22 protein-coding genes and 4 tRNA genes are annotated in these 26,531 nt (G+C 72.1%); 14 read left to right on the forward strand and 12 right to left on the reverse strand.

Annotated features, from left to right (window positions below; all coding sequences use genetic code 11):
• The first annotated feature begins 28 nt into the window (after nucleotides 1-28).
• Nucleotides 29-2,902, forward strand: a complete 2,874-nt coding sequence (locus ACWDR7_RS06750) for an aconitate hydratase (protein WP_449854161.1) — start codon at nucleotides 29-31, stop codon at nucleotides 2,900-2,902.
• A 139-nt stretch (nucleotides 2,903-3,041) separates the two neighbouring features.
• Nucleotides 3,042-4,997 (forward strand): 1-deoxy-D-xylulose-5-phosphate synthase, encoded by a 1,956-nt coding sequence (gene dxs / locus ACWDR7_RS06755; protein WP_449854162.1) that lies wholly within the window; start codon nucleotides 3,042-3,044, stop codon nucleotides 4,995-4,997.
• A gap of 59 nt (nucleotides 4,998-5,056) precedes the next feature.
• Here the strand turns inward: dxs and ACWDR7_RS06760 are convergent, their stop codons facing one another.
• The 4 genes from ACWDR7_RS06760 to ACWDR7_RS06775 form a co-directional block, all read right to left on the reverse strand.
• Nucleotides 5,057-7,198, reverse strand: coding sequence for a 3-hydroxyacyl-CoA dehydrogenase NAD-binding domain-containing protein (locus tag ACWDR7_RS06760; RefSeq protein WP_449854202.1), 2,142 nt, complete (start codon nucleotides 7,196-7,198; stop codon nucleotides 5,057-5,059).
• A gap of 8 nt (nucleotides 7,199-7,206) precedes the next feature.
• Nucleotides 7,207-8,412, reverse strand: a complete 1,206-nt coding sequence (locus ACWDR7_RS06765; protein WP_449854163.1) for a thiolase family protein — start codon at nucleotides 8,410-8,412, stop codon at nucleotides 7,207-7,209.
• 74 nt (nucleotides 8,413-8,486) lie between these two features.
• Complete coding sequence (locus ACWDR7_RS06770) at nucleotides 8,487-9,686, reverse strand: HRDC domain-containing protein (protein WP_449854164.1); 1,200 nt, start codon at nucleotides 9,684-9,686, stop codon at nucleotides 8,487-8,489.
• On the reverse strand, nucleotides 9,679-10,260 hold the full coding sequence (locus ACWDR7_RS06775; RefSeq protein WP_449854165.1) for a DUF3000 domain-containing protein: 582 nt from the start codon (nucleotides 10,258-10,260) through the stop codon (nucleotides 9,679-9,681). The genes ACWDR7_RS06770 and ACWDR7_RS06775 overlap by 8 nt, the downstream gene beginning before the upstream one ends.
• A 25-nt stretch (nucleotides 10,261-10,285) precedes the next feature.
• Between ACWDR7_RS06775 and ACWDR7_RS06780 the strand changes: the two genes are divergently transcribed.
• The 8 genes from ACWDR7_RS06780 to ACWDR7_RS06815 all read left to right on the forward strand — a co-directional run bounded on the left by ACWDR7_RS06780 (nucleotide 10,286) and on the right by ACWDR7_RS06815 (nucleotide 15,325).
• The gene (locus ACWDR7_RS06780; protein WP_449854166.1) at nucleotides 10,286-11,488 is read left to right on the forward strand and encodes an alpha/beta hydrolase; all 1,203 of its coding nucleotides are present in this window, start codon (nucleotides 10,286-10,288) and stop codon (nucleotides 11,486-11,488) included.
• Between the two features lie 54 nt (nucleotides 11,489-11,542).
• On the forward strand, nucleotides 11,543-12,568 hold the full coding sequence (gene zapE, locus ACWDR7_RS06785; RefSeq protein ID WP_449854167.1) for a cell division protein ZapE: 1,026 nt from the start codon (nucleotides 11,543-11,545) through the stop codon (nucleotides 12,566-12,568).
• A 191-nt stretch (nucleotides 12,569-12,759) separates the two neighbouring features.
• Nucleotides 12,760-14,001 carry an ammonium transporter gene (locus tag ACWDR7_RS06790; protein WP_449854168.1) on the forward strand — a complete coding sequence of 414 codons (1,242 nt, stop codon included), beginning with the start codon at nucleotides 12,760-12,762 and terminating at the stop codon, nucleotides 13,999-14,001.
• Between the two features lie 128 nt (nucleotides 14,002-14,129).
• Nucleotides 14,130-14,687, forward strand: a complete 558-nt coding sequence (locus ACWDR7_RS06795) for a type II toxin-antitoxin system PemK/MazF family toxin (RefSeq protein WP_449854169.1) — start codon at nucleotides 14,130-14,132, stop codon at nucleotides 14,685-14,687.
• Nucleotides 14,688-14,793: 106 nt separating this feature from the next.
• A tRNA-Val gene (locus ACWDR7_RS06800) sits at nucleotides 14,794-14,867 on the forward strand.
• A 159-nt stretch (nucleotides 14,868-15,026) separates the two neighbouring features.
• Nucleotides 15,027-15,099 (forward strand) — tRNA-Gly (locus tag ACWDR7_RS06805).
• Nucleotides 15,100-15,157: 58 nt separating this feature from the next.
• A tRNA-Cys gene (locus tag ACWDR7_RS06810) sits at nucleotides 15,158-15,228 on the forward strand.
• A gap of 25 nt (nucleotides 15,229-15,253) precedes the next feature.
• Nucleotides 15,254-15,325: transfer RNA gene (locus ACWDR7_RS06815), tRNA-Val, on the forward strand.
• Between the two features lie 84 nt (nucleotides 15,326-15,409).
• Here the strand turns inward: ACWDR7_RS06815 and ACWDR7_RS06820 are convergent.
• The 6 genes from ACWDR7_RS06820 to ACWDR7_RS06845 all read right to left on the reverse strand — a co-directional run bounded on the left by ACWDR7_RS06820 (nucleotide 15,410) and on the right by ACWDR7_RS06845 (nucleotide 20,452).
• Nucleotides 15,410-15,892: a DUF4383 domain-containing protein gene (locus ACWDR7_RS06820; protein WP_449854170.1), complete on the reverse strand. Its 483-nt coding sequence runs from the start codon at nucleotides 15,890-15,892 to the stop codon at nucleotides 15,410-15,412.
• Between the two features lie 105 nt (nucleotides 15,893-15,997).
• Nucleotides 15,998-17,134, reverse strand: coding sequence for a baeRF2 domain-containing protein (locus tag ACWDR7_RS06825; RefSeq protein WP_449854171.1), 1,137 nt, complete (start codon nucleotides 17,132-17,134; stop codon nucleotides 15,998-16,000).
• The gene (locus ACWDR7_RS06830; protein ID WP_449854172.1) at nucleotides 17,127-17,348 is read right to left on the reverse strand and encodes a hypothetical protein; all 222 of its coding nucleotides are present in this window, start codon (nucleotides 17,346-17,348) and stop codon (nucleotides 17,127-17,129) included. Before ACWDR7_RS06830 ends, ACWDR7_RS06825 begins: the two co-directional genes overlap by 8 nt.
• Nucleotides 17,349-17,473: 125 nt before the next feature.
• Nucleotides 17,474-18,598 carry an FAD-dependent oxidoreductase gene (locus ACWDR7_RS06835; protein ID WP_449854173.1) on the reverse strand — a complete coding sequence of 375 codons (1,125 nt, stop codon included), beginning with the start codon at nucleotides 18,596-18,598 and terminating at the stop codon, nucleotides 17,474-17,476.
• Nucleotides 18,595-19,308, reverse strand: coding sequence for a methyltransferase domain-containing protein (locus ACWDR7_RS06840; RefSeq protein ID WP_449854174.1), 714 nt, complete (start codon nucleotides 19,306-19,308; stop codon nucleotides 18,595-18,597). The genes ACWDR7_RS06835 and ACWDR7_RS06840 overlap by 4 nt, the downstream gene beginning before the upstream one ends.
• A gap of 1 nt (nucleotide 19,309) precedes the next feature.
• Nucleotides 19,310-20,452, reverse strand: coding sequence for a type III polyketide synthase (locus tag ACWDR7_RS06845; protein WP_449854175.1), 1,143 nt, complete (start codon nucleotides 20,450-20,452; stop codon nucleotides 19,310-19,312).
• Between the two features lie 188 nt (nucleotides 20,453-20,640).
• Here ACWDR7_RS06845 and ACWDR7_RS06850 point away from each other — a divergent pair, with 188 nt between their 5' ends.
• Nucleotides 20,641-21,027, forward strand: a complete 387-nt coding sequence (locus ACWDR7_RS06850; RefSeq protein WP_449854176.1) for an ankyrin repeat domain-containing protein — start codon at nucleotides 20,641-20,643, stop codon at nucleotides 21,025-21,027.
• Nucleotides 21,028-21,061: 34 nt separating this feature from the next.
• On the opposite strand, the gene ACWDR7_RS06855 is transcribed toward ACWDR7_RS06850, so the two are convergent.
• The gene (locus ACWDR7_RS06855) at nucleotides 21,062-21,823 is read right to left on the reverse strand and encodes an SDR family oxidoreductase (RefSeq protein WP_449854177.1); all 762 of its coding nucleotides are present in this window, start codon (nucleotides 21,821-21,823) and stop codon (nucleotides 21,062-21,064) included.
• 56 nt (nucleotides 21,824-21,879) lie between these two features.
• Here ACWDR7_RS06855 and ACWDR7_RS06860 point away from each other — a divergent pair, with 56 nt between their 5' ends.
• Genes ACWDR7_RS06860 through ACWDR7_RS06870 form a run of 3 tightly spaced genes read left to right on the forward strand, consistent with a single transcriptional unit; the run spans nucleotide 21,880 to nucleotide 25,124 of the window.
• Entirely contained in the window at nucleotides 21,880-22,551 is a 672-nt protein-coding gene (locus tag ACWDR7_RS06860; RefSeq protein ID WP_449854178.1) for an MmyB family transcriptional regulator, read from the forward strand.
• A gap of 54 nt (nucleotides 22,552-22,605) precedes the next feature.
• Nucleotides 22,606-24,552 carry a threonine--tRNA ligase gene (gene thrS / locus ACWDR7_RS06865; protein WP_449854203.1) on the forward strand — a complete coding sequence of 649 codons (1,947 nt, stop codon included), beginning with the start codon at nucleotides 22,606-22,608 and terminating at the stop codon, nucleotides 24,550-24,552.
• Between the two features lie 23 nt (nucleotides 24,553-24,575).
• Complete coding sequence (locus ACWDR7_RS06870; RefSeq protein ID WP_449854204.1) at nucleotides 24,576-25,124, forward strand: HIT family protein; 549 nt, start codon at nucleotides 24,576-24,578, stop codon at nucleotides 25,122-25,124.
• Between the two features lie 4 nt (nucleotides 25,125-25,128).
• Here ACWDR7_RS06870 and ACWDR7_RS06875 read toward each other — a convergent pair whose 3' ends face one another.
• Entirely contained in the window at nucleotides 25,129-26,484 is a 1,356-nt protein-coding gene (locus tag ACWDR7_RS06875; protein ID WP_449854179.1) for an aminotransferase class I/II-fold pyridoxal phosphate-dependent enzyme, read from the reverse strand.
• Nucleotides 26,485-26,531: the final 47 nt, after the last annotated feature.

Raw genomic sequence — 26,531 nt, forward strand, 5'->3', positions numbered from 1 at the left:
GCGGTCGATCCCGAAGGAGACGGAACCGGTGTCCACGGTGAACAGCTTCGGTGCCAAGAGCACCCTGACGGTCGGCAGCACCGACTATGAGATCTACCGCATCGATGCGGTCGAGGGCTACGAGGCGCTGCCCTTCAGCCTCAAGGTCCTCCTCGAGAACCTGCTCCGCACCGAGGACGGTGCGAACATCACCAAGGAGCAGATCAGCGCCCTCGGATCGTGGGATGCCGCGGCCGAGCCGAGCACGGAGATCCAGTTCACGCCCGCCCGCGTCGTGATGCAGGACTTCACGGGCGTGCCCTGCATCGTCGACCTCGCCACCATGCGCGAGGCCGTCACGGAGCTCGGCGGCGACCCCGACAAGATCAACCCGCTCTCGCCGGCCGAGATGGTCATCGACCACTCGGTGATCGCCGATCTGTTCGGCACCGAGAACGCGCTCGAGCGCAACGTCGAGATCGAGTACGAGCGCAACGGCGAGCGCTACCAGTTCCTGCGCTGGGGCCAGACCGCGTTCCAGGACTTCAAGGTCGTTCCCCCGGGCACCGGCATCGTCCACCAGGTGAACATCGAGCACCTGGCCAAGGTCGTCTACGACCGCCAGGTCGACGGCGTGCTGCGCGCCTACCCCGACACGTGCGTCGGCACCGACTCGCACACGACCATGGTCAACGGCCTCGGCGTGCTCGGCTGGGGCGTCGGCGGCATCGAGGCCGAGGCGGCCATGCTGGGCCAGCCCGTGTCGATGCTCATCCCGCGCGTGGTCGGCTTCAAGCTCACGGGCGACATCCCCGCTGGCGTGACCGCGACCGACGTGGTGCTCACGATCACCGACATGCTCCGCCAGCACGGCGTGGTCGGCAAGTTCGTCGAGTTCTACGGCGAGGGCGTCGCATCGGTGCCGCTGGCCAACCGCGCCACCATCGGCAACATGAGCCCCGAGTTCGGCTCGACCGCCGCCATCTTCCCGATCGACGACGTCACGCTCGACTACCTGCGCCTGACCGGCCGCGACGAGCAGACCGTCGCGCTCGTCGAGGCGTACGCCAAGGAGCAGCACCTCTGGCACGACCCGTCGCGCGAGCTCGTCTTCAGCGAGTACATGGAGCTCGACCTCTCGACGGTCGTCCCCTCGATCGCCGGCCCGAAGCGCCCGCAGGACCGCATCCTGCTGTCGGAGGCCAAGTCGCAGTTCGAGAAGGACATCCTCAGCTACGCGGGGATGCCGGACGACTCCGTCGAGGTCGAGGGCACGTTCCCCGCCTCCGACCCCGGCACCACCCCGGGCGTGGAGCACGAGCACATGCCGTCCAACGGCGTCTCCCACCAGCACGACGGCGAGCGCGAGCACCAGCACGTGGAGTCGATGCTCGTCAGCGGCGCGCCGCACGCCGCGTCGAAGCCCGTGAAGGTGACCACGCCCGAGGGCGAGTCGTACCTGCTCGACAACGGCGCCGTCACGCTCGCGGCCATCACCTCGTGCACGAACACGTCGAACCCGTCGGTCATGATCGCCGCCGGCCTCCTCGCCCGCAAGGCGCGCGAGAAGGGCCTGACGCGCAAGCCGTGGGTCAAGACGACGCTCGGCCCCGGCTCGAAGGTCGTCACCGACTACTACGAGAAGTCGGGCCTTGACAAGGACCTCGAGGGCCTCGGCTTCTACACCGTCGGCTACGGCTGCACGATCTGCATCGGCAACTCGGGCCCCCTCATCGAGGAGGTCTCGGAGGCCATCAACGAGAACGACCTGGCCGTCACGGCCGTTCTCTCGGGCAACCGCAACTTCGAGGGCCGCATCAGCCCCGACGTGAAGATGAACTACCTCGCCTCGCCGCCGCTCGTCGTGGCGTACGCGCTGGCCGGCTCGATGAACTTCGACTTCGAGACCGACCCGCTGGGCAAGGACGCGGACGGCAACGACGTGTTCCTCAAGGACGTGTGGCCCGCGCCCGACGAGGTGCAGGAGATCATCGACTCCTCGATCTCGCGCGACCAGTTCATCAAGCAGTACGCCACGGTATTCGACGGCGACGAGCGGTGGAAGTCGCTCGACACCCCGAGCGGCCCGATCTTCGAGTGGGACGAGAACTCGACCTACGTGCGCAAGGCGCCGTACTTCGAGGGCATGACGATGGCCCCGGAGCCCGTCTCCGACATCACCGGTGCCCGCGTGCTCGCGGCTCTCGGCGACTCGGTGACGACCGACCACATCAGCCCCGCGGGCTCGATCAAGGCCGGCACCCCCGCCGCGCAGTACCTCATGGAGCACGGCGTCGCCCAGCGCGACTTCAACTCCTACGGCTCGCGACGCGGCAACCACGAGGTGATGATCCGCGGCACGTTCGCGAACATCCGCCTCAAGAACGCGCTCGTCAAGGCGGTCAACGACGGCCAGCAGATCGAGGGTGGCTACACCCGCGACTTCACGCAGCCCGAGGGCCCGCAGTCGTTCATCTTCGATGCCGCGCAGAACTACGCCGCGCAGGAGACCCCGCTGGTCATCTTCGGCGGCAAGGAGTACGGCTCCGGGTCGTCGCGCGACTGGGCGGCCAAGGGCACGCGCCTGCTCGGCGTGAAGGCGGTCATCACCGAGAGCTTCGAGCGCATCCACCGCTCGAACCTCATCGGCATGGGCGTCGTGCCGCTGCAGTTCCCCGCCGGCGAGAGCTGGGAGTCGCTGGGCCTCGACGGGACCGAGATCGTCTCGATCTCGGGCCTCGAGCAGCTCAACGAGGGCGTCACCCCCAAGACGGTGCACGTCGTCGCCGAGCCGAGCGAGCACTCGCCCGAGGGCAAGCAGACGATCGAGTTCGACGCGATCGTCCGCATCGACACGCCCGGTGAGGCCGACTACTACCGCAACGGCGGCATCCTGCAGTACGTGCTGCGCAGCCTCGTCTGATCGCCCCGCGCGACGCACGCCCCGCTCGGCCTCGGCCGGGCGGGGCGCGCTGCGTCGCGGGAGGATTCGGGTCTGCCCCCTTGCGTTCTCGGCGGCTCCGTTCAGCCTGCGGGGAGGGGCCGCGGCGTAGGCTTTCCGCATGAGTCTTCTCGACGCGATCGGCGGGCCGCGCGATCTCGACGCGCTCTCCGATGCGCAGCTCGCGCAGCTCGCCGGCGAGATCCGCGAGTTCCTCATCGCGAATGTGGCCCGCACCGGCGGACACCTCGGCCCGAACCTCGGCGTGGTCGAGCTGACGATCGCGCTGCACCGCGTGTTCGACTCGCCGGACGATCCGATCATCTTCGACACCGGCCACCAGTCGTACGTGCACAAGCTGCTCACGGGCCGCAAGGACTTCACGAACCTTCGCGCCCGCGGGGGACTGGCGGGCTACCCGCAGCGCTCCGAGAGCCCGCACGACGTCGTGGAGTCGTCGCACGCCTCCAGCTCGCTGAGCTGGGCGGACGGCATCTCCCGCGCCTTCACGCGCACGGGGCGTGCGGATCGCCACGTCGTCGCCGTCGTGGGCGACGGCGCGCTCACGGGCGGCATGACGTGGGAGGCGCTCAACAACATCACCGACGACAACGACCGCAACCTCGTGATCGTCGTCAATGACAACGGCCGCTCCTACGCGCCCACGATCGGCGGGATGGCGCGCTACCTCAACCGCGTGCGCACGGGCGGCGTCTACCGCGACCTGGATGCGAAGTCGAGCCGGCTGGCCGACCGCCTGCTGGGCCCGGCCGGCCGCGCGCTCTACCGGGGCCTGCGCGGCGGCACGCGCGGCTTCCTCTCGCGCTTCACGAACAACCGCGCGCTGTACTCGCAACTCGACATCAAGTACCTCGGGCCCGTCGACGGGCACGACGTGAAGGCGCTGCGCGAGACGCTCGAGCTGGCGAAGTCGTACGGCGCCCCGGTGCTCGTGCACGCCATCACGGAGAAGGGCCGCGGCTACCAGCCGGCGCGCGACGACGAGGCCGACCAGTTCCACGCCGTCGGCCGCATCGACCCGCACACGGGCGAGCCGGTCTCGTCCTCGTCCTCGCAGAGCTGGACCGATGTCTTCGCCGACGAGCTCGTGCGGGTGGGGGAGCAGCGCCCCGAGGTCATCGCGATGACGGCGGCCATGCTGCGGCCGACGGGACTCGCGCCGTTCGCCGAGCGCTTCCCCGATCGCGTGTATGACGTGGGCATCGCCGAGCAGCACGCCGTCGCGTCGGCGGCGGGCCTCGCGTACGGCGGCCTGCATCCCGTCGTCGCGCTGTACTCGACCTTCGTGAACCGGGCGTTCGACCAGGTGCTCATGGACGTCGCGCTGCACAAGGCGGGCGTCACCTTCGTGCTCGACCGCGCCGGCGTGACCGGACCCGACGGGCCGAGCCACCATGGCATGTGGGACCTGGCGCTGCTCCACATCGTGCCGACCATCCGGATCGCCGCCCCGCGCGACGCCGAGCGGCTGCGCGAGGAGCTGCAGGAGGCCGTGGCGGTCTCGGACGCCCCCACCGTCGTCCGGTTCCCCAAGGGAAGCGTGGCGGCCTCGATCCCGGCCCTCGAGCGCCTGGACGACGGCGTGGACGTGCTCGCGCGCGGCACCGCGGAAGACGTGCTCATCGTCGGCATCGGTCCGTTCGCCCAGCTCGGACTGGATGTGGCCACGCGGCTGCGCGCGCAGGGGATCGGCGCGACCGTCGTCGACCCGCGCTGGGTCGTGCCGGTGCCGGACTCGATCGTCGAGCTCGCGGCGCGGCACCGTCTCGTCATCACGCTGGAGGACGGCCTGCGCGTCGGCGGCATCGGCACCCGCGTGCGCCAGGTGCTGCGCGAGGCCGGCGTCGACACAGCAGTGGACGAGCTCGGCCTGCCCGACGCGTTCCTCGACCACGCGTCCCGAGAGGAGATCCTCGAGGACGCCGGCCTGAGCGCGGCGAAGATCGCGCACGATGTCGTCTCGCAGGTGCTGGGCACCCGCATCCCCGTCGCGCGCCCCGAGGGCGCGAGCGGCCTGCCGGCTGTCACGGGCCCGGTCGAGAAGTCCCGGCAGTAGTTTTCTCGGAAACGCGAGACGGGAGGGATCCGTCGATCCCTCCCGTCTCGCGCGTGCGGTCAGCGCGATGCGATGCCGCGGATCGGGGGCGTGTGGAACGTCGAGCCGAAGACGCGCTCCGAGGCGCCGACACGGTCCAGGTAGGCCGTGGCGCCGCCGTCGATGAACGGCCAGCCGGCGCCGAGGATGAGCGCCAGGTCGATGTCCTCGACCTCCGGCACGACCTTCTCCTCGAGCATGATGTGGATCTCGCGGGCCAGCTCGTCCTCCACGCGTCGGAGGATCTCCTCCTCCGACGCCGGGCTCTTGCCGACGGTGAGCGCCTTCTGTGCCTGCTTCGTCCAGCCCGTGACGCGGCCGCCCTTGTCCTTCTCGACGACCTCGTCCAGCTCGGCGAGGGCGTGCAGGTTCGCCGACGCGTGGAAGCGGTCGGGGAAGTGACGCGCCATCGTGTCCTGCACGTGCGCGGCGACCTTCCAGCCCACGAGGTCGATGAGCTGGAACGGCGTCATCGGCAGGCCGAGCGGCGCGAACGCCTTCTCGACCGTCATGAGCGGCGTGCCCTCGTCGATCGCGCGCGCGGCCTCGCCCATGACCTTCGCCAGCAGGCGGTTCACGATGAAGCCCGGCGCGTCCGTGGTGCCGATCGCGTTCTTCTTCAGGTTCTTCGCGACGACGAAGCCCGTGCTGATGGCCTCGTCGCTGGCCTGCGGCGTGCGCACGACCTCGACGAGAGGCATCACGGCCACGGGGTTGAAGAAGTGGAAGCCGATGAGACGCTCGGGGTTGGACAGCACCGAGCCGATCTCCTCGACCGACAGCGACGACGTGTTCGTGGCGAGGATCGCCTCGGGCGAGACGATCGCCTCGATCTCGCGGAAGACGTCCTGCTTGACCTTCGTCTCCTCGAACACCGCCTCGATCACGAAGTCGCAGTCGGCGTACTCGCTCTTGTCGACGGTGCCGCGCACGAGCGCGCGCAGGCGGTTGGCCTCGTCGGCGTCGATGCGGCCCTTGCCCTCGAGCTTGCCGATCTCGTCGCGGATGTACGACAGGCCCCTGTCCACGCGCTCCTGCGACACGTCGGTGATGAGCACGGGCACCTGCAGGCGGCGCACGAACAGCAGCGCGAACTGGCTGGCCATGAGGCCCGCGCCGATGACGCCGACCTTGGTGACCTTGCGCGCGAGCGCCTTGTCGGGCGCGCCCACCGGGCGCTTCGCGCGCTTCTGCACGAGGTCGAAGGCGTACATCGAGGCGGCGAACTGGTCGCCTGTGACGAGGTCGGCGAGCGCCTCGTCCTCGCGGGCGAAGCCGTCCTCCTTCGAGCCCGAGCGCGCCTTGTCGAGCAGGTCCAGCGCCCGGTACGGCGACCGGGGGACGGTGCCGATGCGGCTCTCGAGCATGCCGCGCGCCATCTTGATGGCGATCGGCCACTTCGTGAGCTTCTCCATCTTGCCCGGCACGTTGCGCCGCTCGACCTTGACCGTGCCCTCGAGCACGCCGTCGGCCCAGTTCAGCGAGTCCTCGAGGTAGTTCGCCGGCGAGAACATGGCGTCGAAGATGCCCATCTCGTACGCCTGCGCCGCCTTGAGCGTGCGGTTCTGCTTGAGGGGGTTCGAGATGATCACCTCGAGCGCGTTCTCGATGCCGATGAGGTTCGGCAGCAGGTACGCGCCGCCCCAGCCGGGGATGATCCCGAGGAACACCTCGGGCAGCGCGATCGCCGCGGCGGACGAGTCGACGGTGCGGTACGTGGAGTTCAGCGCGATCTCCACGCCGCCGCCGAGCGCGAGCCCGTTCACGAACGAGAACGAGGGCACGCCCAGGTCGCTGAGCTTGCCGAGCACCTGGTGCCCGCGCTGAGCGATGAGGAGCGCGCTCTCGCGCCCGTCGAGCGCCGTGATCTGCGAGAGGTCGGCGCCGGCGGCGAAGATGTACGGCTTGCCGGTGATGGCGACGGCCTGGATCTCGCCGGCGGCGGCCCGGTGCTTGAGATCCTCCAGCACGCCGTTCAGCTCGGTCAGCGTGCGCGGCCCGAGGGTGTTCGGGCGGGTGTGGTCGCGGCCGTTGTGCAGCGTGATGAGCGCGAGCACGCGTCCGCTGGGAAGGGTCACATCACGCACGAGCGAGTGCGTGACGACCTCGTCCTCGGAGGCGGCGTCGAGCGTCGAGAAGTCGATCGATTCGTAGTCGGTCATGCGTCCGGTCACTTCCGCTTCTTGCCGGTGTAGTGGGGGTTCTCCCAGATCACGGAGCCGCCCTGGCCCAGGCCCACGCACATGGCCGTGAGGCCGTAGCGGACGTCGGGGCGCTCGGCGAACTGGGCCGCGAGCTGGATCATCAGGCGCACGCCGGACGCGGCCAGCGGGTGACCGAGGGCGATCGCGCCCCCCCACTGGTTCACGCGCGGGTCCTCGTCGTCGATCCCGAAGTGATCGAGGAACGACAGCACCTGGATCGCGAAGGCCTCGTTCAGCTCGAACAGGCCGATGTCGTCGATCGTCAGGCCCGCCTTGGCGAGCGCCTTCTCGGTCGAGGGGATCGGGCCGATGCCCATGATCTCGGGCTGCACGCCGGAGAACGCGAACGACACCATGCGCATCTTGGGCGTCAGGCCCAGCTCCTTCACGGCGCTGCCGCCGGCGAGCAGGCTGATCGTGGCGCCGTCGGTGAGGGGCGACGAGGTGCCGGCCGTCACGCGGCCGTGCGGGCGGAACGGCGTCTTGAGGCTCGCGAGACCCTCGAGCGTCGTCTCGGGGCGGCGGCCCTCGTCCTCGGTCGCGAGCGCCCAGGCGCCGTCGGCGCCGGTGGTGGCCACGGGCACGAGGTCGGGCTGGATCTTGCCGGCCTCGTAAGCGGCCTGCACCTTCTGCTGGCTGCGCATGCCGAACCGATCGGCGCGCTCCTTCGTGAGGTGCGGGAAGCGGTCGTGGATCCGCTCGGCCGTGACACCCATGTTGAGCGCGCCCGGGTCGACCATCCGCTCCGCGACGAAGCGCGGGTTGGGGTCGGCGTTGGCGCCGATCGGGTGGCGACCCATGTGCTCGACGCCGCCCGCGAGGGCGAGGTCGTACATGCCGACGCCGATCGAGGCGCCCATGGTCGTGACGGCCGTCATGGCGCCGGCGCACATGCGCTCGATCGCCAGGCCGGGCACGGTCTGGGGGAGACCCGCGAGGATCGCGGTGCTGCGCCCCAGCGTCAGTCCCTGGTCGCCCGTCTGCGACGTCGCGGCGATCGCCACGTCATCGATCCGGTCCTTCGGCACATCCGCGTTGCGCTCCATGAGCCCGATCATCGCCTTCACGACGAGATCGTCCGCGCGGGTGTTCCAGTACATGCCCTTCTCGCCGGCGCGCCCGAAGGGCGTCCTGACACCGTCGACGAAGTAGACATCCGAGAGCTCGGCCACTCTGCCTCCCAAGATTCGAGTGATCCCAGCCTATGGGGATCCTGCAACGCCGGGGCCAACCGGTTGGGGAGTACCTACGAAGCCGCGTCCGCCGGTTCGGGGGCCTCTTGCACCGGATGGACAAACGCCTCCGCGATGATGGGCGCGGTGAGTTCCACCTGCCACGGCCGCGCGCCGAGCGCCCGCAGCGCGTCGGCGACGGCGTCGGCCGTGATCGGCGTCGGCGGCTCCCACGCCACGCGCCGCAGCACCTCGGGCGTGAGCAGGTTCTCGGTGGGCATCTCGATGCGCTCGGCGAGCTCGGCGACGGCCGGGCGGGCCGAGCGCAGCCGCGCGTCGGCCTCCGGGTTGCGGTCGCGCCACGCCTTGGGCGGCGGCAGCGTGTCGGATCCCGGGAGGCGGTCCGGCGGCAGGTCGCTCGTCGTGCGGCCCGCATCGAGCGCCGCCCACCAGCGATCGAGCTGGGTGCGGCTGGCGCGGCCGGTGAAGTCCTTCAGGGCCGCGAGCTGCGCCTTCGAGGTGGGCGCGGCGAGCACCGCGGCCACGAGGGCGCGGTCGGGCACGAGGCGCCCGGGTGCGACGTCCTGCTCCTGCGCCAGCCGCTCGCGCGAGAGCCACAGCTCGCGGGCGATCGCCAGGCCGCGGCGGCCGCGCACCTGGTGCAGGCCGCTGAGGCGCCGCCACGGATCCGCGCGCGGCGGCTTGGGCTCGCGCAGGCGCACCTCCTCGAACTCCTGGCGCGCCCACTCGGTCTTCCCCGACGCCTCGAGAGCCTCGACGAGGACGTCGCGCACGTCGACGAGGTGCTCGACGTCGAGGGCCGCGTACTCGAGCCAGGCCTGCGGCAGGGGGCGCGTGGACCAGTCGGCGGCGGAGTGCTCCTTCTTCAGCACGACGCCGATGGCCTGCTCCGTGACCGCGGCGAGCCCCACGCGGGGCCAGCCGAGCAGGCGCGCCGACAGCTCGGTGTCGAAGATCGACGGCGGGCGCAGGCCCAGCTCGGCGAGCGAGGGCAGGTCCTGACTCGCGGCGTGAAGCACCCACTCGACGTCGCCGATCGCCGCCTGCAGCGCGGAGAAATCGCCGATCGGCGGCGGATCGAACAGAAACAGCCCCGCGCCGCGACGGAACATCTGCACGAGATAGGCGCGCTGGGAGTAGCGGAAGCCCGACGCGCGCTCCACGTCCACGGCCACCGGGCCCTCGCCTCCGGCGATCCGCTCGGCCGCCTCCGCCAGCCCCTCCGGGGTGTCGATCACCCGGTATTCAGTCACGTTCCGCCTTCCTGGCCCCGAAGACCGCGATCTGCTCGGATCCCGGGGGCAGACCGGCGATCATGCACACGAGCTCGGCCCACGCCTCGACGTGATCGCGCGGGTCGCCCTCGGGTGTCCACGACGCGCGCAACTCGATCTGCGCGCCGTCTCCCTCCTCGGCGAGCCCGCCGAACCCCGTCGAGAGGATCTTCGTGGCCGTGCCCGATGCCGAATGGTACGCCGCCCCGCGCGTCTCCAGTGCATCGATGAGCCAGGACCACGTCACATCCGCCAGCAGGGGATCCGTCCCGATCTCGGGCTCGAGCGGCGCCTGCGCGAATGAGACGATGCGGAACGGGCCGCCCCACGACGACGGCTCGTCGGGGTCGTGCAGCAGGATGAAGCGGCCCGTGCCGTAGGGGGAGTCGCCGTGCTCGTCGGGGCGGACGTCGCCGGCGACGGCCAGGGAGAACGGCGCGACGCCCTGCGGCGAGGGGATCTCGCGCACGGAGAAGTCGCTGCGGAACGCGGCGGCCCGCAGGCGCGCCTCCGCGTGGGCGAAGGCGTACGGAACCGGACCGTGGTCTGTCACGCCGACAGATTAGAGTGAGGGGGTCATGAAGCTCTCCAGGCGCGCCGCACCCCTCGGCGTCGGGCTGCTGCTCGCCGCGACCGGCATCGGGCTGGTCGCCGGCGCGATCGGCACGGTCGCCGCGCGCATCGCCCGCGTGGCGCGCGTCGTCGTGACCCCGGCCATGCGGGTGGCCGACGTCGAGGTTCACGCCGTCGACACCGCGGCCCAGACCATCACGCTCTCGCGCACGCCCGACACGGAGCTGCCCGGCCGCTACGGGCTGTTCACGAGCGGGACGACCGACTACCTCAAGATCGGCGCCGTGCTGCGCAGCGACGACGAGACGGTGACCCGCAAGCTCCTCACGCACATCGGGCGCGGCGCCTCGATCGGCCGGCCCGCCGCCTTCAGCGGCTGGTACTTCGAGTCCCCGGCCGAGCTGCACGTGCCGTACCGGGAGGTCGAGGTGACCACGCCGATCGGCGACGCCCCGGCGTGGCTCGTGCCGGCGGGCGTCGGCGAGGAGAGCACGGGCGAGACGTGGGCGGTCGTCGTGCACGGCCGCGGCACGCAGCGCGCCGAGACGATCCGCGCCGTCCCGGCTTTCCGCGAGGCGGGCATCACGTCGCTGCTGATCTCGTACCGCAACGACGGCGTCGCCCCCAAGAGCACGACGGGTCTCTACGGGCTCGGGACGACCGAGTGGCCCGACGTGGAGGCCGCGATCGAGTTCGCGCTCGCGCACGGCGCGCGGCGCATCGTTCTGATGGGCTGGTCGATGGGCGGAGCCATCGCGCTGCAGACGCTCGTGAACACGGCGCACCACGACGCGATCGCCGGTCTCATCCTGGAGTCCCCGGTCGTCGACTGGCGCACCGTGCTGCGCTTCCAGGCGCGCGCCATGGGCATGCCGCCGCTCGCCGCCAGCGCGACGATGGGGATGCTCGAATCGGGCATCGCGTCGCGCGTGCACCGGATCGGGCGGGTCATCGACTTCGATGCGCTCGACATGGTCGCCCGCGGCGTGGAGCTGGACCGTCCGATCCTCATCCTGCACAGCGACGACGACGGATACGTGCCGGCGGACGCCTCGCGGCGCCTGGCGGAGCTGCGTCCCGACATCGTGACGCTCGTGCCGTTCACGACCGCACGCCACACCAAGCTCTGGAACTACGACGAGGCGCGCTGGAACACCGCGATCCGCGACTGGCTGGCCGCGAACGCCCTCGCGCCTGAGACGGACTGAGCGCGCCGGCTCCCGCGCACCGGGGGAGCCGTGCCCCCGGTAGACTCGGGCATCATGACCCAGGCCCCCGCCGGCATCGCCACCGTCCGCCTCGCGGAGCGTCAGCCTCAGCTGACGGGGGAGGAGATGCTCGGGAGCCTCGTGCCCCCGCCGCAGTTCGACGACGCGACGTTCGAGTCCTACCGCGTCGACGCCGACCACCCCTCCCAGCAGGAGGCGAAGGAGCTGCTGTCGGCGTTCGCGATGGGCGCCCAGCCCGCCAAGCGCGGGCTCTTCTCGCGCAAGCCGAAGGCGCCCGAGACGAAGCCGGGCGTCTACCTGGACGGCGGCTTCGGCGTGGGCAAGACCCACCTGCTGGCCGCGATCTATCACGCCGTGCCCGCCCGCCGGAAGTACTTCGGATCGTTCATCGAGTACACGGCCCTCGTGGGCGCGCTCGGCTACAAGAACACCGTCGAGCTGCTGCGCGGCTCGGCGCTGCTGTGCATCGACGAGTTCGAGCTCGACGACCCGGGCGACACGATGGTCATGACGCGCCTGCTCGGCGAGCTCGTCGCGACCGGCACGCGCCTGGCGGCCACGAGCAACACCCCGCCGAACGCGCTGGGCGAGGGCCGCTTCGCCGCGCAGGACTTCCTGCGCGAGATCCACGCGATGGCCGACAGCTTCCAGACGATCCGCATCGACGGCGTCGACTTCCGCCAGCGCTCGCTCGACGGCGAGGCGCGCGTGCTGGGGGATGACGAGTACGCCCCGGCCCTCGCGGCCGTCGGCGGCACCGTCTCGGACGACGGCTTCGAGGAGCTGATCGCGCACCTCGCGCACGTGCACCCCTCCCGCTACATCCGGCTCATCGACGGCATCCGCGCCGTGGGGCTGCGAGACGTGCGGCGCATCACGGATCAGTCGGAGGCGCTGCGCTTCGTCGCGTTCGTCGACCGCGTGTACGACGCGCAGCTGCCGATCCGCGCCACCGGGGCGCCGCTGCACGAGGTGTTCAGCGACGAGATGCTCGCCGGCGGGTACCGCAAGAAGTACCTGCGCGCGATCTCGCGCCTGGTCGCCTCCACGCATTCCTGAGCGATCCGGGAGCGGATGCGCGGCGGCGCGAAACGTGGAATTAACGTGCGGGCGGGTGACGTAACAGGCCCGTAACCCGCGCGGGTGCCCGGTGGTAAATCGCGCAGGACAGGATCGGAGCGATCCGGTCGAGCGCTCCATATCGACCTCAGCTCACCGGTGTCCTGCTACCCGAACCACTAAGGAAACACATGAGCGACGGACAACTCGCCTGGACGATGATCGCCACGGCGCTGGTGCTTTTCATGACGCCCGGTGTGGCGTTCTTCTACGGCGGTCTGGTCAAGGCCAAGAGCGTCGTGAGCATGATGATGATGAGCTTCGGCGCGCTGGGTCTCATCGCCGTGCTCTGGGTGCTGTACGGCTTCAACATGACCGCGGTCGACAGCCCGTGGGCGTTCGCCGGCAACCCCTTCTCCGACTTCGGCCTCGCGTCGCTGGCCACGACCGACACGACGGGCGAGGGCCTCGTGCTCTCGGCGTTCGGCGCGACGTTCGCCATCATCACCGTCGCCCTGATCTCGGGCGCGATCGCCGACCGCGCAAAGTTCTGGTCGTGGATGCTCTTCGCCGGCCTGTGGGCCACGATCGTGTACTTCCCCGTCGCGGCCTGGGTGTGGGGCGGCGGCTGGATCTACAGCCTCGGCGAGATGATGTTCCCCGAGTCGGGCGTCGCCGTCATCGACTGGGCGGGCGGCACCGCGGTGCACATCAACGCGGGTGCCGCGGCCCTGGCGCTGGCGCTCGTGCTCGGCAAGCGCGTCGGCTTCCAGAAGGGCATCAACAAGCCGCACAGCGTGCCGCTGGTGATGCTCGGCGCCTCGGTGCTGTGGTTCGGCTGGTTCGGCTTCAACGCCGGCCTCACGGCCGCGCCCCTCGGTGAGGACGGCAACGTCGGCACGGGCCTGATCATCGTCAACACGCTCGTGGCCCCGGCCGCGGCGGTCATCGGCTGGATCGCAGTCGAGAAGTTCAAGGACGGCAAGTCCACCTCCGTGGGCGCCGCCTCGGGCGCCGTCGCCGGTCTCGTCGCCATCACCCCGGCGTGCGCCAACCTGACGCCGCTCGCGGCGATCATCCTCGGCCTCATCGCCGGCGCCGTCTGCGCCCTCGCGATCGAGCTCAAGTGGAAGCTGGGCTACGACGACTCGCTCGACGTGGTCGGCGTGCACCTGGTCGGCGGCCTCATCGGAACGCTGTACCTCGGCTTCGCGGCGATCGACACCGGCCTGTTCACGGGCGGCGGCTTCGAGCAGCTCGTGGTGCAGTTCATCGGCGCCGTCGGCACGCTCGTCTACTCGTTCGTCATCGCCTGGATCCTGGGCTTCGCGATCGAGAAGACGATCGGCTTCCGCATCAAGAACGAGGACGAGCTCGCCGGTGTCGACACGGTCGTGCACGGCGAGGAGGGCTACGCGTACGAGGTCAAGTGACCTCCTCCGCCAGCGATTCCCGAGCGAGGGCGTCCCGGTTCCGGCCGGGGCGCCCTGGCTCGTGCGTGCGCCGCGGCGGCGCGCACGCGACAGCCGCCGCGGTGCGGGGGCGACAGTAGGCTCTCGGCATGGCCCGCAACGGAATCCTCGGCGCCCTGGCCGGCGCCGCGCTCGACCTGCTCGCCTCCGCGCTGCGCAAGGACGGCGGGGGCGGTGCGCGGCGCGCTCCCACCCGGCGACGCCGCACCTCCGAGGAGCTGCCGTCGCTGTCGACGACCGACACCGTCGAGGTCAACCCGCACGGGGTGCCCGACCTGCGCCTGAGCTACGCGCCGGACCGCGACGGCGCGCCCGACGCCGGCGAGGTCGTGTGGACATGGGTGCCGTACGAGGAGGGCGACGGCCGCGGCAAGGACCGCCCCGTGCTCGTGATCGGCGCTCACACGGCCGATCGCGTCTACGCCATCAAGCTCACGAGCCGCTCGCACGACGGCGATCGGGAGTTCCTGCCGCTCGGATCCGGGCCGTGGGATGCGAAGGGGCGGCCGTCGTGGGCCGACCTCGACCAGCTCTACAGCGTGCACGTCGGCGGCATGCGCCGCGAGGCGGCCGCGCTCGATCTCGAGCACTTCACGCTCGTCGCGCGGCGGCTGCAGCAGCGCTACGGCTGGTCGGCGGGGGAGTGAGCGCGTCGCCGTGACGCGCGCGGGATCCGCCGGTGTGGGGAGTCGCGTCGCGGATCGGGTAGTATCGATGTCGGCCCGCTCGCGGGCCCCCTCCGCATCGCGGATCGGGCGATTGGCGCAGTTGGTTAGCGCGCTTCCTTCACACGGAAGAGGTCGTGGGTTCGAGTCCCGCATCGCCCACCGAAACCTTGGAAACCCCCTGGCCACCCGGCCGGGGGGTTTCTCGTTGCGGCGGCGCAGGTGAACGGAGCGTGACGCGCCCGAGATGCGGGCTCGGTTTGGAGCCGCGACGGGAATCGCCTATAGTCATATGAGTCGCCGGGGAGATCCGGAGACAACGCGGATGTAGCGCAGTTGGTAGCGCATCACCTTGCCAAGGTGAGGGTCGCGAGTTCGAGTCTCGTCATCCGCTCGAGTGCAGGGCCTCCTTCGGGAGGAGCCCGGCATGCGGGTAAATTCGAATCCCCCGCGGTGGCGTGGCCGAGAGGCTAGGCACCGGCCTGCAAAGCCGTTTACACGGGTTCGAATCCCGTCGCCACCTCGTTAAAATTGAACAGCTCTCTTGAGCGCGATTAGCGCAGCGGTAGCGCGCTTCCCTGACACGGAAGAGGTCACTGGTTCGATCCCAGTATCGCGCACCGAACGAAACCCCCGGCCCGCCTGGGGTTTTCTGCGTTGCGGGGCTGAGGATGCGGGGAGGGGACGATCCCTCCCCGCATCGCTCAGACGGCCAGGTGCTCGTCGCCGCCGCGCCGGCGCGAGGCGTGCGAGCGGCCCAGCAGCACGCCGAGCGCGATCATGGTGACCGCGAGCACGAGGTGCAGCCAGTTGTCGGCCGTGTTGAGGGGCACGAAGTTTGCGCCGTGGTCGTGCGGCACGAACAGGCCGTACAGCCAGATCACGGCGTACACGGCGCCGCCCCAGATGAGGTACTGCTTGGAGGCGCCGAAGGCGCGCGCCACGGCGACGCCGGCGACGCCGTAGAGCAGGTGGACGATGTTGTGCAGGATCGAGACCTGGAAGATCCCGAGCAGCATCGCCTCCGACTCGTGCCCGGCGAACTGCATCGTCTCCATGCCGGTCGTCAGACCGGGGATGAACCCGCCGATCCCGACGATCAGGAAGACGACCCCGTAGACGAGGGCGACCTTCTGCACGGGCGTCTCCGCGAAGCGCCCGGTTCCTGCGTTCCGTGCCGTGGTCATGATGTGTCCTCTCTCGCTCGCGGCCGATCCGCGGTAGCTCAGGCAAGCACCGCCGGGCGGGCACCGGCGAGGGCCTTGACGCGGATGGTCGCTTCGGGCAGGGCCTCAGTCGGCGCGCGCATCGCCGTCGCTCCAGCGCAGCGCGGCCAGCGGGGGCGGCGTCTCGAGCTGCGGCCGCGGGGCGTCGTCGGGCAGGCCGTTCTCCTCCACGACGAGCACCCGCGCGCCCGAGAGCAGCGCCGCGCGGGCGAGCGCCTCGGCGAGGGGGACGGGCGCGATCCGCTCGGCGCCGACCGCCTCCCCGTCGGCCACCCACGGCGGGCCGTCGAGCGCGTCGAGGGTCTCGGTCGCGTCGAGCATCCGCGCGTCCAGGAGCAGCGTGTCGACCCGCGCCTGCTGCAGGGCGGCGATCACCTCGGCGGTGCCGCGGGCGCCCGACGCGCCGCCGCCGGCCGATGCCCGGTCGACGACCGCATCCAGATCCGCGCGCATCGCGCGGTCGATGGCCTCGGCGATGGCGGTGTCGCGCGCCGCGCCGTCGGCGCCCGCCGCCCGCGTGTGGGCGTCGACCTCGACCACGCGACCGGCCAGCGCGGGGCCGAGCTGGTCGCGCAGCAGCTGCCGCGCGCGCACGTCGCCCGCGATCACGACGAACCGTGGCGCGTGCTCGCGCGCGAGGCGCTCGACGGCCTCGGCCACCTCGCCCTGGGTCTGCGCCCAGATCTCCTCGGAGTGCTGCTGGTACCGCAGGTGCGACCAGCCGCCGGCCTGCACCTTGGGCAGGCTGTCGGTGCGGCCCTCGACGTCCTCCGACGCCTCGATGCGCGCCCGGCCCGCGCGCTCCACCCGCACCTGCGCGCCCTCGCGGCCCGTCTCGACGACGAGGTAGCGCAGGTCGGCGGCGCGATGGCGCAGCAGCGGCAGCACGCACGGCAAGGGGCCGTGCCCGATGAGCTCCGGCCCGAGGCGGGGCCCCAGGAATCGCTCGTCCGCCTCGATCTGTCCGTCCCGCGCCAGCAGGTAGCGCACCGAGGGGCTGGGCAGCCCGCCGTCCTCGTCGAGCGCCTCCTGGATCGCCTCGACATCGCGCGGGGGTGCGGCGCACTCGGCGAGCCGATCCGTCACGGTGCGCCGGCGGGATCGTTCGGTGGGCTGCGGCTCGTCGCCGTGCCCCTCGACGTAGGCGTACGTCCACGGCCCCTCCTGGGCCAGCAGCGCGGCGAGGTCCACGCCGTCAGTCATCGGCCGCCTCCTCGTCGCCGCGCTCGCCGGCGTCGTCGCCGCGGAAGGCCCGCTCCACCTCCGGGTCGTCGGTGTCGTCGGGCAGCGGCTCGCTCTCGCGGAACGGCTCGGCGTGCGGGCTGCCGTGGCCCTGCACCATGCCGCGCGTCTCCTGCTCGAGCTGCTCGTCGACCCGGGGACCGTGCGTCGTGTTGCCACGCTGGGCGTCGCTCATGTCGTCTCCCTTCGTCGGTGTCCCTCGACGCTAGGTCGGGGGCGGCAGCGGGAGCGATCGGGTTGACGGCCCGAGGGGCGGTCGCTAGGCGTGTCGGCGCGGACGGGGAGGCGGTGGCGGTCGGGTCAGATGCCCTGCATCGTGAACGCCCGCGCGAGCGCGGTGCGCGCCGGCGGCCGGGCCAGCACGCGGACGGCCGCGTCCCGGGCGAGCCGGCGCGTGCCGCTGACCGGGGCGCCCATGGCCATGTTGAAGGCCGCGCGCCGCATGGCGACGCCGGCCGCGCGTCGCCGCCGCGCCTCGTAGCCGAGGAACGGCGCCGGCGGCGCGCCCCGCTCGAGGGCGTCGAGGAGGGTCGCGGCGAGGTCGACGGCACCCACCCAGCCGAGGTTCATGCCCTGCCCGCCGATCGGGCTCACCTCGTGGGCCGCGTCGCCGACGAGCGCCACGCGACCGAGAGCGATCCGCTCGCTCACCCGCTGGCGCGCCGCGAACGGGCTGGGCGCGCTGAGGCGGCGCTCCGCCACGCGCACGCCGACGCGCCGACTCAGGAGCGCGGCGAACGCCTCGGCGTCGTCGGGGGCGGCGGCGCGCGGCACCCGGATCACCCAGCGGCGCAGCCCGCCGGGCAGGGGGAACGACTCGACCACGCCGTCGGGCTCCAGGTGGATGACGGCCTCGTCCTCGGCCGCGCCGCGCCACCCGTAGGCGTCGGCCATCACGTAGTCGGCCGCGCCGCCGCGGGGCCGGGTGGCGATCGCCAGCATGTCGCGCACCGGGCTGCGCACGCCGTCGGCGGCGACGACGTAGCGGGCCGCGAGCGGATCGGATCCGGTGAGGTCGAGTCGGACGTCGCCGGCGGACTGCCGCAGGCCCGTCACGGCCCGGCCGCGCCGCAGCGCCCCGGGAGCCAACGCGGCCAGCCGCTCCTCGAGCAGCGACTCGGTGCGGTCCTGCGGCAGCGAGAGCACGGGCCGTCCCTCGAACCGCAGCCGGCCGAGTTCGCGCTCACCGCACAGCGCCAGCCCGCGGCGGATCGGTGCGGCCTCCGCGCGCACGGCACGCCCCACACCGGCGCCGTCGAGGGCGGCCAGCCCCGGCGGATGCACACCGATCGCGCGCGGCAGCCCCGCCGGGCGCTCTCGGCGCTCGCAGACGGCGACGTCCACGCCGTCGCGCGCGAGCAGGCACGCGAGCAGCAGGCCGACGGGCCCGGCTCCGACGACGGCGACGTCGGCGGAGCGGCTCACGTCGCGCCCCACACGAGCTCCCACCGCGAGGGGAACCCGCGCCGCACGCGCCATCCCCGGGGCGCCAGCGCGGCGGCCTCGTCGGCCGTGCGGCTGCGGCGGATCGAGGTGAGCCCGTCCGGGCGGATGTAGGTGCCGCGCAGCGGGCCCGCCTGCAGCGGCCAGGTGGCGGCGGCGAAGGCGGCGTACGCGAACCGCGAGCGCTCGATGTCGGCGTGCACCGCGAAGCCTCCGGGAGCCACGAGAGCCACGGTGTCGTCGAGGAGCCCCTCGACCTCGTGGTCGCTGAGGTGGTGCAGCACGTGGTTCGACACGACGACGTCGAACCGCTCGCCCGCCACGCGCAGATCGCGCGTGGACGCGGCGCGCAGCTCGAGGCCCGGCGCGGCGGCGCGACGACGGGCGTAGTCGATGGCGCGCGGATCGGGATCGATCGCGACGACGCGCACCTCGCGGTCGTCGCGCCGCGCCCAGCGCAGCAGGCGGCGCGGCAGGTCGGCCCCTCCCGTGCCCACGTCCAGCACCCGGCAGGGGCGATCCCGAGGCAGCCGCGGCCGGATCCACCGCCGGTAGATGGCGGGCTGGCCGGAGACGACCGCGTTGACGAGCGGAAAGCGCCGGTAGGTGCGCTCGAGGGCGCGGAGGTCGCAGGCAGGATCGTCCATGAGCTCGCGGGCCTCCGCGTCGCGCTCGGCGAGGAAGGCCGGCATCTCAGCCCCGCACGGTGAGCAGCGCGGACTCGACCGTGAGGCCGGGGCCGAACGCCATGGCGGCCACGCGGTCGCCGTCGGCGGCGGGGGAGTCGAGCACGCGGCGCAGCACGAACATGACCGTGGCGCTCGACATGTTGCCGTACTCGCGCAGCACCGCGCGCGGCGGCGCGAGCTGATCCTCGCGCAGCCCCAGGGCCGATTCCACGCGATCGAGGATGCTCCGCCCGCCCGGGTGCACGGCCCAGTGCGCGATGGCGTCCGCGGCGGTGCCGGCCTCGAGCGCCGACGCGAGCTCGCGCTCGTGGGCGAAGAGGGGCTCGACGGCGCCGATGACGTGCTCGCCGATGATCGAGGGCACGGCGTTCGACAGGCCGATCTCGAAGCCGTGGTCGCCGATCCGCCAGGCCATGTCGCCCTCGCCCTCCGGCGTGATCCGCGTGGCGAAGCGATCCAGCCGCAGCACGCGGGTGCCGGGCACGGGCGGGCAGCTCGTGACGACGCCGGCGGCGGCACCGTCGGCGAAGAGGGAGGTGGCGACGATCGTGTCCGGATCGTCGGACGCGCGAAGGTGCAGCGTGCACAGCTCGACGCTGATGACGAGCACGACGGCCCGCGGATCGGCCTTGCACAGCTGCGCCGCGAGCCGCAGGGCCGGCATGGCGGCGTAGCAGCCCATGAAGCCCAGGTGGTAGCGCTGCACACCCGGGCGCATGCCGAGCTCGCGGGCCACCTGGAAGTCGGGGCCGGGCGCGTAGAAGCCCGTGCACGAGACGGTGATGACGTGGGTGACGCGATCGGCCTCGAGCCCGGCCGACTCCAGCGCCGCCCGGCCGGCGTCGACGTAGAGGCGGCTCGCGTGCGCCGCGTAGACGTCGTTGCGGGCGCGGGTGCCCGGCAGCAGCAGCTCGCCGGAGGCCTGGTCGAAGAACACCGGCGCCTCGCCGTCCTCTCGGGGGCGCCTGCTCAGCTCCTCGAGCACCGTGTGCCGCGTCTCGATCCCCGATTCCCGGAAGGCGGTGGACACGATCCGGCTGCCGAGTCGGCTCAGTCCGGGTTGGGCGGCGAAGACGTCGCGCACCTCGTCCTGGACGAGCACGGTCGGGGGCACGACGGTGGACAGTCCCTGGAGCGTCACGGTCATGGCCGCGAGCGTAGTGAGGGGCCGGCGGGGTCGGCAGGGGCTTGCATCCCGGCGGCCGACCTGGTTGGCGGGCGTCGCGCCCACGTGCCGCCCGCGATCCACTGACGCGCCCGCGGCGGGGCGCCGATCTCGTTACCCTGAAGGGACGGGCCGCCACACCGGCCGGCGCGAGGCGAGCGGAGGACGAGATGAGCGACGAGACGCGCGACGACGAGCTGCCCGACGACGTGATCGAGTTCGCGAACCGCCTCTTCGACCTCGCGCGCGAGGGCGACGAGCGCCTGCTCGGCTACGTCGACGAGGGCGTGAGCGCCGACCTCACCAACGCGGCCGGCGACACGCTCCTCATGCTCGCGGCGTACAACGGGCACCTCGCCCTCGTCGAGGGGCTCATCGCCCGCGGCGCCGACGTGAACCGCCTGAACGACCGCGGCCAGTCGCCCGTGGCGGGCGCGGTGTTCAAGGGCCACGACGAGGTCACCGCCGCGCTCGCCGCGGCCGGCGCCGACCTCGACGCCGGCACGCCGAGCGCCCGCGCCACGGCCGACATGTTCGGCCGCCAGCTGCCCGGCTGATCCGTTCAGTCGCGGGTCTGCCCGGCTGATCCGTTCAGTCGCGGGCGTGCGGATCGGTGGCGTTGACCGCCTCCACCACCTGGTCGTACTCCTCGCGCACCTCGGCGAACCGCAGGAACTTCACACGCTCGACGAGGATCTCGTGCGCCTCGGGCTCGGTCTCGAGCAGCGAGAGCACCTCGTCGGCGAACTCGTCGAGCGGCATCGCGAGCGGGTTCTCGGCCTGGCCGGGCATGAGATCGGTCTGCACCGAGGGCGGCACGATCTCGGTGACCGCCACGCCCGTGCCCTCCAGCTGGAGGCGGATCGACTCGCTCAGCATGTGCACGAACGCCTTGCTCGCGTTGTAGGTGGGCGTGGGCCGCAGCGGCACCGAGGCCAGGCCGCTCGAGACGGTGACGATCGTGGCGGCGGGGCGGGAGCGCAGGTGCTCGACGAACGCGGCGATGAGCCGGATCGGGCCGAGCACGTTCGTCGTCACGATGCGCTCGGCGGTGTCGAGGAACGCCGGCGTGCGCCAGTCCTCGGGGACCATGATGCCCGCCATGAGGACGACGGCGTTCACCTCGGGCCAGCGCGCGATGACCTCGGCCGAGGCGGCGCGGACGCGCTCGGGGTCGGTGGTGTCGATCCGCACGGTGCCGAAGCCGTGCTCGGCGGCGAGGCGGCCGAGCAGCTCCTGCCGCCGGCCGCCGATGATCACGGTGCTGCCGCGGTCCTGCAGGCGGCGCGCGAGGGCGAGCCCGATGCCGCTGGTGGCGCCGGGGATGAAGACGGTGTCTCGTGTGATGTCCATGCGCTCCAGCGTGCGCGCGCCGCGCGAGCGGCGGGAGAGACCCGCCCAGCACCCAGATGCTGCAGGCGCTCGCCCGCACGCTGCGGCTCACGGCCGACGAGCGCGACTACGTCTTCCGCTTGGCCGGGCACGCGGCGCCGGATCGGTCCGGCGACGCCGGGCACGTCGCGCCCGGCCTGATGCGCGTGCTCGACCGCCTCGACGACACGCCCGCGCTCATCCTGACGAGCCTGGGCGAGACGCTCGTCGCCAACCGGCCGGCGGTCGCGCTGTTCGGTGATCACACCGCCCGCACGGGCTGGGACCGCAGCGACATCCATCGCTGGTTCGCCGATCCGGCCTCGCGCACCCTGTATCCCGAGGACGATCGCGAGCGGCAGTCGCGCGCGCTCGTGGCCAACCTGCGCGCGGCGTACGGGCTCGGGGGCGCGCGCTCGCGGGCGGGCGAGCTCGTGCGCGTGCTGCGCGCTGCGAGCGCGGAGTTCGCCGGCCTATGGGAGCGGCACGAGGTGGCGCGCCGCTTCGAGGACCACAAGACGCTCGTGCATCCCGAGCTGGGGCCGATCGACGTGGATTGCCAGGCGCTGTTCACCGAGGACCAGTCGCAGACGCTCCTCGTGCTCACGGCGCCGCCGCGCACCGAGGCGTGGGAGAAGCTGCGCCTGCTCGCCGTGCTGGGCCAGCAGCGCTTCGCGGGCGCGCCGGGCGCGACCCCCGCCGCGCCGTAGGATTGACGGGTGAGCACCGGATTCGATCTGTTCCCCGACAAGAACGTCGTCGCCATGCGCGTCGACGGCACCCTGAAGGACCTCGCGACGGAGGTCACGGACACGCAGACGGTCGAGCCGGTGACGATCGACAGCCAGGACGGCCTGAACATCCTGCGCCACTCGACGGCGCACGTGCTCGCGCAGGCGGTGCAGACGATCAACCCCGCCGCGAAGCTGGGCATCGGGCCGTTCATCCAGGACGGCTTCTACTACGACTTCGGCGTGGACGAGCCCTTCACGCCCGAGGACCTCAAGGCGATCAAGCGCGAGATGCAGCGCATCGTCAAGGAGGGCCAGCGCTTCGTGCGCCGCGCCGTGACCGACGACGAGGCACGCGCCGAGCTCGCCGACGAGCCGTTCAAGCTCGAGCTCATCGGGCTGAAGGGCGGCACGAAGGAGGCCGCGGAGGGCGCCTCGGTCGAGGTGGGCGCCGGCGAGCTGACGATCTACGACAACGTCGACGCCAAGACGGGCGAGACGAAGTGGAAGGACCTCTGCCGCGGCCCGCACGTGCCCTCGACCCGCATGGTCGGCAACGGCTGGGACATCCTGCGCATCGCCGGCGCCTACTGGCGCGGCAGCGAGAAGAACCCGCAGCTGCAGCGCATCTACGGCACCGCGTGGCCCAGCAAGGACGAGCTCGTCGCCTACAAGGACCGCCTGGCCGAGGCCGCGCGCCGCGACCACCGCAAGCTCGGGCGCGAGATGGACCTGTTCTCGTTCCCGGACGAGATCGGCTCCGGCCTGTCGGTGTGGCACCCCAAGGGCGGCATCGTGCGCGGCGAGATGGAGCAGCACGCCCGCCGCCGTCACATCGAGAACGGCTACAGCTACGTCTACACGCCCCACATCACGAAGAAGGATCTCTTCGTCACCTCGAACCACCTCGTCACCTACGGCGAGGGCATGTGGCCCCCGATCCGCATGGACGAGGAGCGCGACGACGAGGGCAACGTCACCAAGCAGGGCGTCGACTACTACCTGAAGCCGATGAACTGCCCGATGCACATCCTCATCTACCGCGAGAAGGCGCGCTCGTACCGCGAGCTGCCGCTGCGCCTGGCCGAGAACGGCACGGTCTACCGCAACGAGCTCTCCGGCGCGCTGCACGGCCTCACGCGCGTGCGCGGCTTCACGCAGGACGATGCGCACATCTTCGTCACCCGCGAGCAGATCGCCGAGGAGGTCGCCCACGTGCTGGCCTTCGAGATCGACCTGCTGAAGGACTTCGGCCTCACCGACTTCCGGCTCGAGCTGTCGATGCGCGACGACGAGAAGGAGAAGTGGATCGGCGACGAGGAGATCTGGGCCACCGCCACCGACGCGCTCCGCGACGTCGCGCGGTCCACGGGCCTCGACCTCGTCGAGGAACCGGGCGAGGCCGCGTTCTACGGCCCGAAGATCGACCTCAAGGTGACCGACGCGATCGGCCGCTCGTGGCAGCTGTCGACCGTGCAGCTGGACTTCAACCTGCCCGAGCGCTTCGAACTCGAGTACACGGCGGCCGACGGATCCAAGCAGCGCCCGATCATGATCCACCGCGCGCTGTTCGGATCGATCGAGCGGTTCTTCGCGATCCTGCTCGAGCACTACGCGGGCGACTTCCCGGTGTGGCTCGCGCCCGTGCAGGTGATGGGCGTGCCCGTCGCGGACGAGTACGGCGACTACCTGCAGGACGTCGTGAACCGGCTCAGGGCGGCCGGCGTGCGCGCCGAGGTCGACCACTCGGACGACCGCATGCAGAAGAAGATCCGCACGCACACGACGAGCAAGGTGCCGCTCATCCTCATCGCGGGGGAGCAGGACCGCTCGGCCGGCACGGTGTCGTTCCGCTTCCGCGACGGCTCGCAGCGCAACGGCGTGCCGGTGGATGAGGCCGTCGCGCTCGTGACGGGGCTCATCGCGGCGAAGAAGCTCGTGCTCACCGATGCCGACGCGGCACTCGAGGGGGCGGCGTGACGGGGGAGGACACCCCCGACCCGATCCGGGAGGAGTTCCTCCAGGTCGAGCCCGAGAGCGACTTCGGCCGCGTGCCCGACGCGTTCCAGCGGCTGTGGACGCCGCACCGCATGGCGTACATCAATGCCGGCGCCGACGTGAACCGCGGCAGCGGGTGCCCGTTCTGCGCGGCGCCGTCGCGCTCCGACGAGGACGGGCTCATCGTGCACCGCGGCGAGCACGCGTTCGTGCTGCTGAACCTCTTCCCGTACAACTCCGGTCACCTGCTCGTCTGCCCGTACCGGCACGTGGGTCAGTACGACGAGGCCACGATCGAGGAGACGGCGGAGATCGCGTACCTCACGCAGGTGGCGATGGGCGTGCTGCGCACGACGTCGCGCTGCGACGGCTTCAACATCGGCATGAACCAGGGCCAGGTGGCCGGCGCGGGCGTGGAGGAGCACCTGCACCAGCACATCGTGCCGCGCTGGGCCAGCGACGCGAACTTCTTCCCGATCATCGCGAAGACGAAGGCGCTGCCGCAGCTGCTGGGAGACGTCCGCACCGCGATCGCCGACGCCTGGCCCGCCTGATCCCTCAGCCGCGGGAGGCGGCGGCGATGTCGGCCGCGAGTCGCTCCTGGGCGGCGTCGTCGAGGTGGTGCGCGGTCACCCGCAGGTGGCGGGACGGGGCGGCGGCGCCGAGCGCGAACTCGTCGCCGGACCGGACGAGCCAGCCGCGCGCCCGCAGGCGCTCGGCGGCGTCGCGCGCGGGCGCGCCGACCGGCACCCACAGGCTCAGCCCGTCGCCGGGCGTGACCGCCATGCCGTGCGCGCGCAGGCGGGCGGCGAGGGCGGCGTTGCGCGCCGCGTAGTGCGCGCCGGCGCCCTCGATCGCCTCGCGGGTGGCGCGTTCGGACAGCAGGACGTGCGCGAGACGCTGGAGCAGGTGGCTCACCCAGGTCGTGCCGGGGCTGAGGCGCAGGGCGAGGCGGTCGGCGGTGTGCGGATCGGACGCCACGATCGCGAGCGACATGTCGGGGCCGAGGAACTTCGACACCGAGCGCACGAGCGCCCACCGGCGGTGGTCGGGACCGATCATCGAGCGGTACGGGTGCCGCGAGAGCAGCGAGTAGTGGTCGTCCTCGATGACGACCACGTACGGGTGCTCCGTCAGCACCTCGCGCAGCGCCGCGGCGCGCGCCTCGGACAGGCTCGCACCGGTCGGGTTCTGCGCCCGCGGCGTGCACACGACGGCCCGGGCGCCGTCGGCCAGCGCGGCGCGGAGCCCGTCGACGGTCATGCCCTCGTCGTCGACCGGAACCGGGATGGGCCGGTAGCCGGCGAGCCGCGCCGTGCGGATGGTCGCGAGATAGCAGGGGTCCTCGAGCGCGACGGCGTCGTCGCGCGTGAGCGCCTGCGCGAGCAGCCGCTCGACGGCATCGAACGCGCCGTTTGTGATCGTCAGCCGCATCGGATCCGGCACGTCGGGCGCGAGCCACTCCCGCGCCCACGCCTCGAGGCCCGGATCGATCACGCCATCGCCGTAGAGCACCGGGCGCGGCGCGAGGCGGGCGAGCGCGGGCTCGAGGCTCGGCAGCAGCGCGGGGTCGGGGTTCGCGGCGCCGACGTCGCGCAGCTCCGGGGCGCCCGGGCCCGGAACCGCCGAGGCGAACCCCTCCTGGGCGACGGGCGGGGCGCCCGCGATGCGGGTGCCGCCGCGGCCCTGCGAGACGACGAGCCCGGCCTGGGCGAGCTGGCGGTAGGCGGCGACGGCGGTGTTGCGGTTCACGCCGAGCTGCGCGGCCAGCGTGCGGACGGGCGGCAGGGCGTCGCCGGCGCGCAGCTCGCCGCGCTCCACGAGTCCGCGCACCGCATCGGCGATCTCGCCGGCCGTGCCACCCGTGATGCGCGGCGCGGTGGCCGCCGCGCCCGAGATGTCGCCGTGTGTCATCGTCGCCCAGCCTATGCGCCGCACGGTGCTACGTTATGGCCTAGGCC

It is taken from the genome of Microbacterium sp. NPDC003461, from assembly GCF_053588335.1.

Bases quoted from the DNA above. Each gene is read 5' to 3' on its own strand.
- ACWDR7_RS06825 (WP_449854171.1), bottom strand. From the start codon at position 17,134: ATGACTGACGGCGTGGACCTCGCCGCGCTGCTGGCCCAGGAGGGGCCG.
- thrS (WP_449854203.1), top strand. From the start codon at position 22,606: ATGCGCGTCGACGGCACCCTGAAGGACCTCGCGACGGAGGTCACGGAC.
- ACWDR7_RS06860 (WP_449854178.1), top strand. From the start codon at position 21,880: ATGCTGCAGGCGCTCGCCCGCACGCTGCGGCTCACGGCCGACGAGCGC.
- ACWDR7_RS06855 (WP_449854177.1), bottom strand. From the start codon at position 21,823: ATGGACATCACACGAGACACCGTCTTCATCCCCGGCGCCACCAGCGGC.
- ACWDR7_RS06790 (WP_449854168.1), top strand. From the start codon at position 12,760: ATGAGCGACGGACAACTCGCCTGGACGATGATCGCCACGGCGCTGGTG.
- zapE (WP_449854167.1), top strand. From the start codon at position 11,543: ATGACCCAGGCCCCCGCCGGCATCGCCACCGTCCGCCTCGCGGAGCGT.
- dxs (WP_449854162.1), top strand. From the start codon at position 3,042: ATGAGTCTTCTCGACGCGATCGGCGGGCCGCGCGATCTCGACGCGCTC.
- ACWDR7_RS06830 (WP_449854172.1), bottom strand. From the start codon at position 17,348: ATGAGCGACGCCCAGCGTGGCAACACGACGCACGGTCCCCGGGTCGAC.
- ACWDR7_RS06820 (WP_449854170.1), bottom strand. From the start codon at position 15,892: ATGACCACGGCACGGAACGCAGGAACCGGGCGCTTCGCGGAGACGCCC.
- ACWDR7_RS06875 (WP_449854179.1), bottom strand. From the start codon at position 26,484: ATGACACACGGCGACATCTCGGGCGCGGCGGCCACCGCGCCGCGCATC.
- ACWDR7_RS06845 (WP_449854175.1), bottom strand. From the start codon at position 20,452: ATGACCGTGACGCTCCAGGGACTGTCCACCGTCGTGCCCCCGACCGTG.
- ACWDR7_RS06795 (WP_449854169.1), top strand. From the start codon at position 14,130: ATGGCCCGCAACGGAATCCTCGGCGCCCTGGCCGGCGCCGCGCTCGAC.
- ACWDR7_RS06850 (WP_449854176.1), top strand. From the start codon at position 20,641: ATGAGCGACGAGACGCGCGACGACGAGCTGCCCGACGACGTGATCGAG.
- ACWDR7_RS06840 (WP_449854174.1), bottom strand. From the start codon at position 19,308: ATGCCGGCCTTCCTCGCCGAGCGCGACGCGGAGGCCCGCGAGCTCATG.
- ACWDR7_RS06780 (WP_449854166.1), top strand. From the start codon at position 10,286: ATGAAGCTCTCCAGGCGCGCCGCACCCCTCGGCGTCGGGCTGCTGCTC.
- ACWDR7_RS06760 (WP_449854202.1), bottom strand. From the start codon at position 7,198: ATGACCGACTACGAATCGATCGACTTCTCGACGCTCGACGCCGCCTCC.